At 63.7% G+C, this 14,123-nt stretch carries 9 protein-coding genes; 4 read left to right on the top strand and 5 right to left on the bottom strand.

Going from position 1 to position 14,123, the window contains the following annotated elements:
- Nucleotides 1-69: 69 nt before the first annotated feature.
- Nucleotides 70-1,071, bottom strand: a complete 1,002-nt coding sequence (locus Q1A06_RS18350; RefSeq protein WP_299567001.1) for a DUF2793 domain-containing protein — start codon at nt 1,069-1,071, stop codon at nt 70-72.
- A gap of 184 nt (nt 1,072-1,255) precedes the next feature.
- Here Q1A06_RS18350 and Q1A06_RS18345 point away from each other — a divergent pair, with 184 nt between their 5' ends.
- From Q1A06_RS18345 to Q1A06_RS18330, 4 genes are all read left to right on the top strand, one after another.
- Nucleotides 1,256-2,353: a sugar-transfer associated ATP-grasp domain-containing protein gene (locus Q1A06_RS18345; protein WP_299566999.1), complete on the top strand. Its 1,098-nt coding sequence runs from the start codon at nt 1,256-1,258 to the stop codon at nt 2,351-2,353.
- A 15-nt stretch (nt 2,354-2,368) separates the two neighbouring features.
- Entirely contained in the window at nt 2,369-3,448 is a 1,080-nt protein-coding gene (locus Q1A06_RS18340) for a hypothetical protein (RefSeq protein WP_299566997.1), read from the top strand.
- Nucleotides 3,445-4,641, top strand: coding sequence for a sugar-transfer associated ATP-grasp domain-containing protein (locus Q1A06_RS18335; protein WP_299566995.1), 1,197 nt, complete (start codon nt 3,445-3,447; stop codon nt 4,639-4,641). The genes Q1A06_RS18340 and Q1A06_RS18335 overlap by 4 nt, the downstream gene beginning before the upstream one ends.
- Before the next feature lie 131 nt (nt 4,642-4,772).
- Nucleotides 4,773-5,744, top strand: coding sequence for an ATP-grasp fold amidoligase family protein (locus Q1A06_RS18330; protein ID WP_299566994.1), 972 nt, complete (start codon nt 4,773-4,775; stop codon nt 5,742-5,744).
- Here the strand turns inward: Q1A06_RS18330 and Q1A06_RS18325 are convergent.
- The 4 genes from Q1A06_RS18325 to Q1A06_RS18310 all read right to left on the bottom strand — a co-directional run bounded on the left by Q1A06_RS18325 (nt 5,690) and on the right by Q1A06_RS18310 (nt 14,121).
- On the bottom strand, nt 5,690-8,548 hold the full coding sequence (locus Q1A06_RS18325) for a Mur ligase family protein (protein WP_299566992.1): 2,859 nt from the start codon (nt 8,546-8,548) through the stop codon (nt 5,690-5,692). The two genes, Q1A06_RS18330 and Q1A06_RS18325, sit on opposite strands and share 55 nt — an antisense overlap.
- Nucleotides 8,539-9,090 carry a hypothetical protein gene (locus Q1A06_RS18320; RefSeq protein WP_299566990.1) on the bottom strand — a complete coding sequence of 184 codons (552 nt, stop codon included), beginning with the start codon at nt 9,088-9,090 and terminating at the stop codon, nt 8,539-8,541. The genes Q1A06_RS18325 and Q1A06_RS18320 overlap by 10 nt, the downstream gene beginning before the upstream one ends.
- 145 nt (nt 9,091-9,235) lie before the next feature.
- Entirely contained in the window at nt 9,236-11,323 is a 2,088-nt protein-coding gene (locus Q1A06_RS18315) for a glycosyltransferase family 2 protein (protein WP_299566988.1), read from the bottom strand.
- Nucleotides 11,320-14,121, bottom strand: a complete 2,802-nt coding sequence (locus tag Q1A06_RS18310) for a glycosyltransferase (protein WP_299566986.1) — start codon at nt 14,119-14,121, stop codon at nt 11,320-11,322. The genes Q1A06_RS18315 and Q1A06_RS18310 overlap by 4 nt, the downstream gene beginning before the upstream one ends.
- Nucleotides 14,122-14,123 lie beyond the last annotated feature (2 nt).

The following is a 14,123-nucleotide window of genomic DNA, read 5'->3' as shown; positions in this document are numbered from 1 at the left end:
CCCCCGGTGTGCGGCAGACTGAACCGCAAAAGCGTCTCCGGCCCGATTGCCGCCTCCCCCCCCCCGCGTCTAGTACCAGCGCCCGTGCGCTAAAACATGTGCCATGACATCGTAATTGCCCGTCGACGTGCGAAAGATCTGCAGATCGTTAATCTTTGTGGAGGTCACGACGCGGTAGCTCGACGAGATGCATTTGTACATCCCGGACGTTTCGGGACACTCTATGCTTACCCCCAGAACCGGCGGCGCGGTAAAGGGCACGTCAAAGGTGACGTCTACGAAATTGCTGCGGTACATGTTGCTCAGGGTGCCGTCGCCAAACTCGTCGCCGCGCCCCATGGCGATCTTCAGCCGCGCGACCATCGTACCGCAAGCGAATTTCACATAATCGCCCTGTGCCGTCGTGACGGTCTCGGACAGATGCGCGCGGTTGGGAAAGCTGACCTTGCCGGTGCCGGGTGCCGCCGAGAGCGCGGTATGATAGGTCGCGGCGTCGTCGCTGACCTTGAGCCGGAACACGTCGTCCCCCGCCAGACCGATCTCGGCCCGCCCCGCCCAGTTGCTTTGGAACAGCACGCTCGCGGTATCACCGGGGGCGGCCTTGTTGACCACCATCCGGTGGTCGGTGCCCGCATGCGAGAACAGCGCCGCGTCCGAGGCCACCGACAGCCGGTTGACCGCATCCGAGGTGGTGCCGACCCCCAGACCGGGCAGGTTCTGCGGATCGAATTGCGGGCTGGTCCAGGCAACCCCGTCGAACAGGCTCAATAGCCCCTCGTCCGCCACATGGGCAAGCCATCCGGCGCGCGGCGCGAGGAATATCCATCCCGTTCCCTGCCAGACGGCCAGCGTGCCAGCGGGCTGACCGGCCCAGTCGTCCTGTGCCCCTGCCGGCAGGATGTGGCGCACCCCCGGCAGGGGTGCGGCGGGGGGCGTGGATGCGGTGCGGCTGGTGACACCCAGCTGCACCACCGCATCGAGAAGTTGCAGCGCCTCGTTGTGGGTGACGTGCTTCTGGGCCTGGCTGGGTTGCAGATACGGCAGGGCGAGGATCGGAGATGTCTGGGTCATGATGCGCGGTGTCCCTGAAATGGCAATCCGCCAGAGCATCCGCGAGTCCCCTGTAAAAAGGGTGACCTCGGCGGACGTTGCGCAAAAAGCTGCCCGGCCCTAGGTTCGGGGGGAAGGCGGTAGACACGACAAAACCCCTCAACTAGATAGCGCCTATAATATAAGCTAAGAAAAGTATTACTTTATGGCTGAGCAGACATCCTTACCGTTGGGCATTGATCACAAGAATTACATCAAGACCCTTCAGGGAGACGGCAAGAACCTGGCCTGGAAACAGTTCACGGACGTCTTCTGGAACAGCGACGCATTACGCGCCGGGGCCAAGAACGAATTCCTGTTCCGGCGCGGTTTTTTGCGCGACAAATGGGTGCTATACGGCTTCGACGACAACGACCCCGAAGAGTATCTCAGCGATTTCCAGGCGGCCCAGATCAACCAGGCCAACGGCATCTACGCCAATGTCCTTCAGGACCGGATGCTGCTGAACCACACGCTGGCCGATTACTGCGTCGTGCCCAAGATTCACGCCCTGCGCGGGCTCGATGCCCAGGAGGTCGCGCTGAGCGGCGAATGGGCCGCCCACCACACGGACGGTACGGGGCCGGATCTCGAAGTGCTGATAGAGCCGCTTCTGGCGGGCGCGCGCGGCAAGGTCGAGGTGGTCAATATCTCGAACGGCCGGTTCGAGGGTCTGGGCAAGACCGGCGATATGAAGCTGTTGTCCGACATCACCCGCGATTGGTCCAAGGCGGCCCGCCTGCCCTATCTGTTCGCCGACAACCTGCAACAGGGGCCGTTCATGACGGGGCTGCACGCAGGGGGCCAGAATCGCCTGTCGGTCATCCTGACCCGCAATCTCGACACCTGGGATCCGGTGATCTCGGCGGCGACGCTGATGATCGGCACCGGCGCCTCGGACGGGCGGCTCACGCTGGCCCGGGGCGGGCTGAGCGCGCCGGTCGATCTGGTCACCGGCACGGTCGGCGCGGCGGCGGGCATCGGTGCTGAACAGACGGTGGAGCGCCACGACACCCACCCCGAAACCGGGGCCGCGCTGCGCGATCTGGTGGTGCCGGAGTGGCAGGAGATCCGCGCCGCGCTGCAGCGGATCATGGACGAATCCTCTTACATGCGGGTCGCGATGCTGGACTTCACGCTGCTGGCGGACGGGCGGCTGGGGCTTATCGGCCCGTCACAGCTCGACCTGAGCGCCGTACAGGTTCACCAGCCGTTGTTGCGTGACCCGGTGTTTGCCGAAACCATGCGAAAACTGACCCTGTAAAGGGGGAAATGGCCCATGAGCACTGATTTTGTTCCGAACGGATCGCGGCCTGCGGGGGTTTTTCCCGCCGTGCCGCGCGTCATCTACAAGACCAAGCGCAAGAACCTCTCGCACGAGGGGCGCATCGGGCGCATCGAGACGGTCGAGACGCTGAACCTCTTCCGCGACTTCTCGCACGCGTTCAACGCGCACCGGCCCCGGCTCGACCCCGCCCTGGCGGGTTTCCTGCACAACCACGGTTTCCTGCCCGACAAGGGCGCGCTCTACGGGCTGGCCCCGCGCGCCCCGCAGGACCCAGAGGCAGAGCTCGAAGACCCCTCGAAAACCGATACCGCCCCCCCCGAACCCGAACCGCTCGATCCCTGGCTGAGCGATTTTCAAGCGGCGATCCTGCCGCTGGCCAACGGGCGCTATGCGCCCGCGCTCTCCAACCGGCTGTTCTTCTGGCGGCTCTACACCAACACCCTGCCCCTGGTGCCGCTGCTGGGTTCGGTCGAGCAGGGCCACCTGATCCGCCGCGACAGGCGCGCGCAGGGCACCATCCTCGCCCGCCCCATGTTCACGTCGCACAAGGACGCCCCCGAATGGGAGCCCACGCCCCAGGGCGGCGGTGGCGACCGCATCCTGCTGGACCTGCCGCCGCAGGGCGCGGTATCGCAGGTGACGCGCATGCTGGTGATATACGACCCCAAGACCCGCAATCCCGTCATCGTAAGCGCGGTCCTGCTCGAAGGCGCGCTCGACACGCTGGACCGGTCCGGCACCACCCTGACCAGCCGCCGGATCGATGTCGAAACCGGGATCGCCGGGCCCGCGATGCAGTTCACCCGCGGCCTGCCCGTCGCCCCCGAAATGACGGACCCCGACACCGTGCTGCTGTCGAACTGGTGGCTGATGGTGCGCAACGTCACCGCGGGTCTGGTGCGTCTGCCGGTGGGGGTCGTGGTGCAGATCGACCTGCTGCGCACCGCCGAGGAAACCGACACCGTGATCATCGACGCCACCGACCGGATCGATGCCGCCGGCCACCAGATTCACGGTCCCGTCATGGGCGGCGAGGTCGCGGTTCGCTTTATCAAGGAGTTCGGCGTATGACCGCAGGGCATGACCATCTGCACGACGGCCACCACGAGGCGCTGATGCAATCGATCCAGGATCCGGTCACGCTCAAGCACCTGGCGCGCTTCATGACCGATTTCGCCAAGGATCCGGCGAACATCACCGACGAGGACGCAAGCTGGCTCTACGCGCAGGGCTTCCTGCCCGAAAAGATCGAACTCTACGATTTCGAAAAATACGATCCCAGCCTGTTTTTGTCGGATGTGCAGCGCTGGATGACGCGCGAGGTGAACGGCGACTATTCCATCGTGTTCAACAACAAGATCCTGTTCACCCAGACCTTCCGCAATTTCTGCAAGGTGGCGCCGATCACCGCGATCTGGCGCAACGGGCGGATCACCCCCTATGACGACGTCTGGGAAAAATGCACCACCGGACAGTTGACCGAGCCGCGCAAATTCGTGGCCAAACCGCTGGGCGGCGGCGGCGGCGGCGGCGTCTATTTCATCGAGGTCGGCGCGCGCAAGGCCGTGGTGGAAAGCAATGAGCCCGGCCGCGAGCGGTTCGTCCTGCCGGTGCAGGACCTGATAAAGGTTTTCGACGGGGCCCGCGTGCCGTTCATGCTGACCGAATTCATCTATCAGGGCGCGTTCACCAAGGCGCTCTATCCGCTGACGGTAAACACCGTGCGGATGCTGGTGGTGCGCGACCCCGACACGTTGCTGCCGCATGTGGTGCGCACGGTGCAGCGCATGGGCACCTCGTCGTCCTATCCGATCGACAACTTCTCGCTGGGCGGGCTGTCGGCGGAGATCGACATCGAAACCGGCGTGCTCGGCCCCGGCGTCGCCGCCGCCGGACCCTACACGGGCAAATTGTGGGACCATCACCCCAACACCGGCGAGCCGATTGCGGGACAGGTCATCCCGAACTGGCAGGACATCGTCGCGCGGATGAAAAACCTCTTTTTGCAGGTCCCCTATATTTCCTACTGCGGGTTCGATCTGATCTTGATGGACGACGATGTCGTCGTTCTCGAAGGCAACAGCTTCAGCCAGGTGCGCCTGTTCCAGATGCACCGCCCCCTGCTTCCCGATCCTGCTTACGTCAAAGTCCTCAAACATCACGGTATTTACCAAGAACCCACATTCTCCGAAGACGAGAACGAACACCGGGCTGAAGGCCATCACGCTGGCGTGGCTGGCACAGGGGCTGGCGCGCGATCTTGACAGCGATGTCGTGCTGTCGGCCAATCAAAGGCTTGAAGGTAAGCGCACGATCCGTCAGGTCTATCCCCAAGTGACCGCCGACAGCGAGGATCCGTGCCTGCTGACGCCGCCCAGGAGGATAAGCGCCCATAATGACAGCACCGGAAAGCCACGAAGACGATGCACCCACACCGCTCACGGCCTTCCTGCCCCCGGTATCGCCCCTGCCGCCGCTTGGCGCATGGCGCGCCGATCCGGCGCTTCCCGACTGGCTGGTAGCCCCGCATATGGCCCGGCGCGACAGCGCACCGGTCGCGCCGTCCTTTGCCGCCGCTCTCGATGCCCGCGTGCGCCGCGACCGGCTCGAGGAACGGCTGCTGAAACGCGACAGCCCGGGCCGCCTGCTGCGCCGCCGCAAATGGGCGGGCGACTGGATGGGCCGGCACGGCTTCGACAGCCCCGCGACCCTCGCCGGCCCCTTCCCCATCCAGGATCTATCGACACATCTTGAGGGGCGCGACAGCGGCGTGATCAAACCGGTGAACGCCACCAACGCCTGGGGGGTGTTCCCGTTCGAACGCACCGGCCCGTTCAGCTTCCGCAACCTCTTCGACGGCACCGAGCTGCGCCTCGCGGCCCTGCTCGAGGTGCTGCACGCGCCGATGCAACGCTACATGTTTCCCAACAAATGGCAGATCGAAGAGCTGGTCACCGCCCCCGAAGGCGGTGTGCCGGACGATTTCAAGGCCTACGCCTTTGCCGGACATGTGCCGCTGATCCTGCAGGTGCGCCGCACCGACGGCGGCAACCGCTACAAGTTCTACGATGCGGACTGGACCCCGGTCACGACCGGTAAATACGCCGAAACCACCGACATGGACCTGCCCCCGCCGCGCGACCCGGACGCGATGATGGCCTTGGCCCAACAGGTCTCCGCCACCCTCCCGCTGCCCTTCACAAGGGTCGACATGTTCGAAACCACCCGCGGCCCCGTCGTGGGCGAGCTGACCCCCGAACCGGGCGGCTATCACCTGTTCGACGCGGACGTGGACCGCTACCTGGGCGTTTTCTACGAGACGGGGGAGGCGTCAAAAGCAACGTTGGAGGCCGTCAAGAAGGACTGAAGCCTCTCGCGATCGTCACCCTTCGTATATTTCAGCAAATTGTTCCAATCCATCTCCAGGCCAAGCCCCGCGCCGTCCTGTTCGGGCAGAATGTTAGAGCTCCCGACCCAGCGCAGAGGCTCCTTGACGATATATGCCTTGATGTTTGAGCGTGGGCCGCTGGTGATGAAATCGAACATCGGCAATGCTGCCGCGAGACTCAACAGAGTACGCGATGTCAGATCGCTCGTACCGATCATGCCGCCGATATAGATCAGCGTTTTGGGATCAAAGTCTTTCGCTCTTTGCGCAATCTCCATCCCACGCAGCAATCCGCCACATTTTTGCACCTTGATGTTGATCGCGGAGCACCCGCCGGCTTCCTGCAGGGCATTGTAATCCGCAAGGTCCCAAAGGCTTTCATCGGCCATGAGAACAAGATTGATATTTTTCCCGGCGGTTACCTTTTTCGCGAGTTTTTGTAAATCGCACATTTCACGGTAAAAGCGTTTGTGCACCGGTTGTTCCAGAACAACGGTGCCGGCAATCGTTCCTCTCTCCGCTTCATCTGCAATCGCATGAATGAGGTCTGGCGCCGTCTCCGGTGTATATGCCTCATTCATATCCACCCACGCCACCTTGTCTTCACCGGTTTCTTTCGAAACCGAGGTAACGGCCTTCAGGATCTGCAAGTTGACATCGGTGTTCGCTGTTCCCTTTGCACGGCACGCAGGATACCGCTGCAGATGCTTGCGCACAGCTTCAATCAGTTTGGCACCCCCGGTCGGAACCGACATCGTCGTGGCGGATACACCGACATCGGGACGTTGGCGTCCAAGAAAATCAGTCAACGTCATATCGTGCAAATTGGCCCCGGCAATCAGCAGCGCCGAGTCCATACCGGCAAGACTGCCCCGGAATGGTTTCGCGCGGTTCTCATCCGTCGCCATATCGTCAGCCAGCTTTTCGAGCTGCTTCATGATCGCACGAACATCTTCCAGCGCGTCTTCCGCAGAGACCCTGGAGATTGAGCTCGCCAGCACGATATCGCGGGCCTTCGCAAAGAAAGACGCAGCCATCTTGCGTGTTTCTCCGGTCAGAGCCAACGTGCGCGGAGATGCTTCCGCAACGCTTACCTTGCCATCGATGCGTACCGTCAAAATGAAGTTCGAGGAAACTTTCGTCTCGGCCCGTGACGTCTTGAACCCGCGCTTCATCGGGATCTTGTATTGAAAAGCATCAAAATCTTCGATGATTGCTTGGTCGGTGGAGCCTGCCGGGGTCGTTGGCTTCGGGCTGGGGGGTTCATCGAAAATACTCTTGCGACGATCCGTAAGAGGACGGCTTGCAACTTTCTCGACAAACCATTGCTTTTTTGCAGGCGAGCGCCGGGTCGCAGGCGCCAAAGCCTGCATGATTTTTTCAAGCTTCAGGCCGCCTGCGCCTTTGAGAGCCACCAGATCTCCGTGCTTGACTATATTTGAAATCTTACTCGCGGCACCTGACGTCGTCTTGAAATGATGCACTTCCATTTTGCTCTGCAATGCATTGGCGATCTGTTTGGTCATTCCCCCGACGCTCACCAGGACATCGATATTGGCGGCATCGATATCATCGATCAGATCCGCATGCATCGCCGCTGCTTCGTCACCCAGTTCAAGCATTTCTCCCAAGACCAGTACACGGCGGAGGGGGCGACGCAAACTAAGCTGCTCCAACAAGGCACGAACGGATTCCGGGGCTGAATTCTGGGCATCATCGATAACTTCGACGATGTCTTCGCTCCCTTTCAGCCGGATCTTAATGCGTTCTCCACGACGGCGACCCATCTTCAAATGAGGCACCGTTTCGACAAGATCATCCAGATCGCAGCCAAACGCATGTGCGCCCGCCATGGAGAACAATGCCGCATCAACATACTGCCGACCAGAGAAAGGAACCCGCATCCGGTATTCTTTTGCATCCACACGCATCCGGACATCCGTTTCAGAACCGCTCAATTCGGCGGAAATAAGCTGGACCGTATCTTTATTCCCGTGGCCCACGGTAATCGTGTGGCCAATATCCTTCTGCGCGATCAGATTCTCATTCTGCGCGTCATATTCAATGACGCTTCGACCCAGGATGGCGATCTTGTCACCTGTCAGATAGTCCAGCATCGCCACCTTGTCGCGCAGGATATCGTACCGCGAGGGGTAGTTTTCACCATGGGAGTGTCCGATGACCGTCACCATCCCGATATGGGGCTTCACGAATTCCGCTTTGTTCGGAACACTGTTGGGGCGTGTGCTGCACACCTCGATGATCGCACGTTTCGTATCGCTCGGCATCGATGCCAATGTCATCAGGACGCCGTCGATCTCGTTGTAATTTCCCCGCGTCGCAAACGTCGTGCCATCGTAAGAAAGCATATGACGCATCAGATCCTTGGTTGTTGTCTTGCCGACACTTCCTGTGATGCCTAAAATTGTGCCCGATACCCGTTCACGGGCTTTGGTGGCCAGGGTTTTGGACGCTGCGACAAGGCCAGGAACCTGGATAACCGGCGCCTCTGCCGGAAACAGGTCCCGGTCAAGACTTGTCAGAGCAATGGACGCGCCCCGCTCAAGAGCTTTGAAAACATCCGATCTCTCATCTTGTTCCTTGGCTTTCGCAGTGTTCGATCCGCGCGGAATATAAAGCGACCCCTGCTTGCAATAAATGCCGTCAATATCGACCCGCTCGATAAATGCTTGCCTCAAAGCGTCGTTCGGTGTGGCCGCAACACCCAGATCCTTCATGAGAGATTCAAAGTTCCAGAGCTTAGAGCGATATTCTACTGACATTTTTTTTCCACGTTATTTACATCACCCACACGCGTTGGCTCTTTCGATCCGGGCGGATACGTGATCTTTTTTGATGCGCGTTCTGACTCTGCGTGTTTCAGCAGATCCAGGGCCGACTGGTCCCTGATTTTTTTGTCAGAACAGTTCAGCGACACGCCAACATAGATCTCGCCCTCTGCGTCAAAAATCGATACGAGATTTCTTGTGAGGGTTTTCGTCGTTCCCGCCTTAAGACCGATTACATACTTGTTCTTGAACAGCAGATCGTTGGTATTCCTGTAGCTTTCGCCGTTGAACGAAAAGGATCCGACGGAAAAAAGCGATCTGCATTGTGGAAAATCTTCCCACACACGCCGCGCCAAGACCGCCATATCTTTTGCGGTCGTCTGACCGTCGCCGTCGTCTTGGACGTCCACTCTGGCAACGCGGTAGCCGGCTTTTTCAAGGCCATCCGCACAGGCGTTTCCGGTTTTCAGGCTGATCGGTCTTTCCGAGGACGTGCCCCCCTCCATCAGGACCGCTACAAAGGGCTGCATTTCCATGAATTATCCTACCAAAGTATCAACTAAACCCGAAGCTGTTGAATAATAATACAAGTTCCGATAATCGCGCTTTTCTAGCCCCTTCTCACATCCAAGTCTACATCGCCAAGGGCAGTTTCGGCCTCACTTGGCCGCCCCCGCGCGATCAGGGCGCATCCAGAAGCTGTTGCAGTGCCGAGAGGTTGCCTCCGGCCCTGTCTTCGCGCCAGTCGCCGCGCCAGACGGTTTTCTGCGGATCGTCCGCCAGCATCTCGCGCGCGGCATCCCCCGTGGGCAGCCAGAGCACACCCGACAGGTCCAGATCCGCATCCACCTGCGGCACCGTTTCGCCGGGGCGCAGGACGATCCCGCGCCGCGCCGCCGTGATCTGCGGCAGATAGCGTGGCAGATGCGCCAGACAGGCCACGTCCAGCATCAGCATCAGGTCACAGTCCACAGTTTCGCCATAGGTCAGTTCCTGCACCGTTCTGCCGTCGATCGCGTCGCGCAGGGCGGGGTCCATCTCTGCCTCCGCCCCCCCGGCGCGCGCCGGATCGAAGACCGGCCAGTGCACCAGCCCCACGGCGATCCGCGCCCGCCCCGCCCCTGCCGCCAGCGCGCGCGCGGCGGCAAGGGCCGCCCCCTGCCTGCCCAGATCCGCCGCCAGCACGACCCGCAAGGGCGCGGGCACCGCACCGCGCAGGATCGCAGGCACCGCAAAGGGCGCGCGCCCTTTGTAGCGCAGACTTTGCGCGTGCGCGTGGTGATGCGCCTGCGCCCCGCGATAGGCGCGCCGCGCGCCGTAAGCCACGCCCTGAATTCCCAGCGCCGGGTCCGCCACCGCCGATCCCGCGTGATCGCGCTGTACCGTCAGCGGGCCGGTTTCCAGATGCGCCACCGCCCCGGCCCCGAACACATGCCCCATGCGCCGGATCATTTCGCTGTCCGCCGCCACCCGTACCGTGTCCCACCCGCCCAGACGGGCGATCACGGCCTTGCGCCGGAAAAACACCGATGCGGTGTTGCGCGTGATCAGATCGCCGCGCCCGGTCCAGCGCCGAAAGGTAAGATCCGCACCCGCGCGCACCTGTTGCGACGTGCTCGCGATGCAGTCGGGATGCCCCTCCATATGCGCCACGTGCCGCTCGATCCGGGCCGGATGCGCCCAGTCGTCGGCGTCCATCAACGTGACGTAATCGCCCCTCGCCCGTGCCAGCCCGTGATTGCGCGCGCCGTAGGCGCCCAGGTTGCGCTTCAGCGCCAGCACCCGGATCCGCGCGTCGCGCCGCGCCCAATCCCGCGCCAGTGCTGCGGTGCCGTCGGGGCTGGCGTCGTCGATCACCAGAATCTCAAGGTTGCCCCAGGTCTGCTGGCTGAGCGCGCGCAGGGCGGTGCCCAGCGTCGCGCGCGCCTTGTGCGCAGCGATCAGAACGCTGACCTTGGGGCCCGCGTTGCGAGGTTGCCCGGCCTGGGGCGCGGCCGGCTCCAGCCGGTCGAAGGGCGGCAGGTCGTCCGCCCCCCCCAGATCCGCCGCCGCCAGCCCGAAGGAAGCAAACACCCGGTTGAGCCATATCAGCCGCGCCGTCGCGTCAGGCTCCATATTGGCCCGCGCCAACATCGCGTCCGGCCCGACATGGCCCCGGCTCTCGGCGTAGTCGAACGCCGCCATCGCGCCGGGCCGGTCGTCCAGCAGATCAAACGTCATCTGCTCCAGCGTCACAAGCCGGCGCCGGGCCTGCACGTCCTCGACCCCGGCGCGCGCGCGTGTGATCAGATCCAGTGCGCGCGCCGCCGCGCCCGCGCGCAGATGCCAGATCGCCAACTCCCACGCTGCCATGCCCCGCACCAGCGGCGTTTGCGCGTCCCGTGTCAGCTCGTCCAGCGCCGCGCGCGCCGGGGTCTCCAGCCCCTGCCCCCACAAACAGTCGCGCAGCGCGTCGATCCGCGCCGTGCCCTCTTGGTCCAGCACGGCCCGGCGGGTCGGCGCGCGCCCCTCGGCGCGGCCCTGCAACAGATAATGCAACAGCGGGTTGATCCCCCCCGCCGCCACATCCGCATTGGCCTGCAGGTAATAGCCGGTCTCGAACCCGGGTCCGGGATCGCGGCCCAGGGCGGGCCCGTATTTCAGATAGTGCCAGACCGGATGCATCCCGACCTGCGCCACATCGCCGTAGCGCATCACATACCAATCCATGTCGAACAGCCCGGACCGTTCCACCAGATCGACGCGTGCATCCCGTGACAGACCCCTCATGCCTGCATCGCCTGATCCTGCAGCGTGCGGGCGCGGACCCGCGCGCGCACGCTCATCCGCGCGCGTTGGGTACGCGCGGCGTGCAACGCCAGCACCGCGCGGGCAGCGGCCTGTGTATCGTCGGCGGGCACGACAAACCCGGTGTGGCCCGACTGCACCAGCGTCGGCGGCGCGCCCCGGTCGTAGCAGATCACCGGACGGCCCGCCGCCATCGCCTCCATCACCGTGCGGCCAAAGGATTCCGCGAATTTCGACAGGCTCATCACCACATCGACCTCGGCCAGCGCCGTGGCGGGCGTCTCGGCATAGCCGCGAAAGCTGACGTTCTCGGGCCAGGGCCGCAACAGATGCAACTCCACGCTGGCCGGACCGAACAGCGAAAACCGGATGTCGGCGCCCTGCTGCGCCACGATCCGCGCCACTTCCAGAAAATCCGCGATCCCCTTCTTGGCGATATTGCTGCTGATCAGAGCCACAGTCAGGCTCTGATGCGCCAGATACGGCAGGTCGAACAACGCCTCGTCCACGGAATTGGGCCGCACCACGGTGCGCGCGGGTGCGGCCAGCCAGTCCGCCACCGGCTCCGAATTGGCGATGAACCGGTCCGCCTGCGCCAGCAGCCGCGCCCGCAGCGCCTCCGCCGTGTCCCCCAGCGCGCGGCACAGCGCGACGTCCTGTGCCGGCATCTCGCGCACATGTACCGCCGATGGCACGCCTTGCGCGCGCGCCGCCAGCAGCGGTGCATCCAGTACCAGCGTGTTCACATGCACCTCCTGCACATCATATTGCCGGATCAGGTCACGCAATTCCGAAACCGTCTCGGGGGCCGGGTCGCGCAGGGCGTGGCGCCACATCTGCGGTACGACCTCCACCGCCACCGACATTTCCAGCAATGCCTCAAGGTACGCCGGATTGCGCAGTGCGGGCAACACCACCACCGGCGCCTGCCCGCGCCGCGCCATGCGCGACACCACGCTGAGCATGCTGCGCTCCGCCCCGAACAGGGTCTGTCCCGAGGTATGGGCGAACATCATCACCCGTGGCAGGTCCGACCCGGACAGCGCCCCTTTGAACCCCGGCAGCGGATCGCCCTGCCGTCCGTGGCGCTCAAAGTGCAGCAGAGGGTTTTCTTCCGCCGTCAGACCCTGCGCGCGGCGGTAGCCGCCGCTGCTGAAGCGCGGGCCGGGATCGCGGTTCTCGACCGCCCCACCCTCAAGGTAATGGCGCACCGGATTCACATCCGCCAGCAACACGTCCATGTTGCTCAGCCGGTACCATTGCGCATCGAACAGATCCGACGCCGACAGAATGTCGAAATCCGTTTCCGGACCATCCGCGTCCCCGACCCCGATAAGGGCGGGAATGCGAAACGGGCGCTGTTCGGGATGCTGGGGCAGATACAGATCCGCGCGCTCCCCGGCGCAGGCTTGCCAGTACAGCGCCGCATCCATGTAGTCGCGCCGCACGCCGCCGAACTGCGTGCGCAGGTGGGTCGCCGACTGCCCGGTCAGCGATTGCGCCGCCGAACGGCCAAAGGCCAGGGGGATGCCCGCCGCCACCTCGGCGATCGCCTGCGCGCCGTAGGCGGCGATGAGGCGGTAGTAATATTCCGTATCCGCATTGACCCGCACCCGGTCCCAGAACCCGATCTCGTCGCGCACCGTGGCGCGTACCATCAGCGAAGACACGTTGCGGTAGATCCACGCGTCCTCCATCCGCCAGCGGGTCATGTCCAGATCGTCGCTGACCCGCACCCAGTGCGAAACGGTGGCCTGCAGGCTGTCGTCCGCGATCAGACGGCCGACCTGAAGCGCGATCTTTTCGGGGTGCGACCAGTCGTCAGCGTCATGAACCGTGATGAACGCCCCCGTGGCCGCGGCAAAGCCCGCGTTGCGGGCGGGATAGGCCCCTTGATTTGTCTCTAACGCGATGATTTTGATGCGGTCGTCGCGTTCGGCGGCCTTGCGCGCGACGGCGACGGTGTCGTCGGTGGACCCGTCGTCAACCACCAGAATCTCGAGGGCGGGCCAGCTTTGCGCCGACAGCCCCGACAGCGCCAGACCCAAGCCCGCAGCGCCGTTATAGACCGGCACGATCACGCTCACCAACGGATGCGGCCCGTCGGGCGCGGACGCGGCGCTGCCCTGCAACCGGTCGAACCGGCTGCGCGCGTCGCTGCCCGTCCGTGTATCCAGCGACACCGGCACCAGTCCGCGCGCGGTATAAAGCCGGTGCAGATCGTCCGACAGCATGTAGTCGTCCATGCCCAGATGGCTGTGGATCAACAGCCGCGCCAGGTCGAAATCGGGCAAGGGGCCAAAGCGCGCCACACCGGCATCGAGCAGGGTGCCCGCGCGGGGCGCGTCGCCGACCTCCAGCGCCAGCTGCACCCCCAACAGCCACGGACCCGCGAACCGCAGCGGCTGCAAGGGCTCGGGCGTGTCGTGGAACACCGCCAGCGCCGCGTCGGCGGCAACGACATCGCCCGCCTCGCGCCACCACCGCGCGAGGACCCAGCCGGCGGCGGCCCGGTCGCGCGCATTCTCGCCCGCCAGCAGCTCTTGTAGCCCCGGCAGCGCCATGTCCTCGAACCCGCGCCACAGCAGATGGTCGAGCTCCAGCGCCCGCAGCGGCCCGGGCTGGCGTCCCTCGGCACGGCCCATGCGCAGGTAATGATCCCACGGGTCCATGCCCGAGGCCTGCACATCGCCGTAGGTGCGCAGATACCACAGCGGGTCAAAGCTCAGCCGCTCTTCGGATTGAATGTCGGCGGGTTCGGGGAATACCTCGGAGGTCATGT

It is taken from the genome of uncultured Sulfitobacter sp. (assembly GCF_947497275.1).
Lineage (GTDB): Bacteria > Pseudomonadota > Alphaproteobacteria > Rhodobacterales > Rhodobacteraceae > Sulfitobacter.
The sequence above is the reverse complement of the archived record's forward strand: the minus strand, read 5'-3'. Positions and strand labels throughout refer to the sequence as shown.

What these genes read in the sequence shown, in the direction of transcription:
- Q1A06_RS18310 (WP_299566986.1), bottom strand. Translation starts at nt 14,121, where the DNA reads ATGACCTCCGAGGTATTCCCCGAACCCGCCGACATTCAATCCGAAGAG.
- Q1A06_RS18330 (WP_299566994.1), top strand. Translation starts at nt 4,773, where the DNA reads ATGACAGCACCGGAAAGCCACGAAGACGATGCACCCACACCGCTCACG.
- Q1A06_RS18315 (WP_299566988.1), bottom strand. Translation starts at nt 11,323, where the DNA reads ATGAGGGGTCTGTCACGGGATGCACGCGTCGATCTGGTGGAACGGTCC.
- Q1A06_RS18320 (WP_299566990.1), bottom strand. Translation starts at nt 9,090, where the DNA reads ATGGAAATGCAGCCCTTTGTAGCGGTCCTGATGGAGGGGGGCACGTCC.
- Q1A06_RS18335 (WP_299566995.1), top strand. Translation starts at nt 3,445, where the DNA reads ATGACCGCAGGGCATGACCATCTGCACGACGGCCACCACGAGGCGCTG.
- Q1A06_RS18345 (WP_299566999.1), top strand. Translation starts at nt 1,256, where the DNA reads ATGGCTGAGCAGACATCCTTACCGTTGGGCATTGATCACAAGAATTAC.
- Q1A06_RS18340 (WP_299566997.1), top strand. Translation starts at nt 2,369, where the DNA reads ATGAGCACTGATTTTGTTCCGAACGGATCGCGGCCTGCGGGGGTTTTT.
- Q1A06_RS18325 (WP_299566992.1), bottom strand. Translation starts at nt 8,548, where the DNA reads ATGTCAGTAGAATATCGCTCTAAGCTCTGGAACTTTGAATCTCTCATG.
- Q1A06_RS18350 (WP_299567001.1), bottom strand. Translation starts at nt 1,071, where the DNA reads ATGACCCAGACATCTCCGATCCTCGCCCTGCCGTATCTGCAACCCAGC.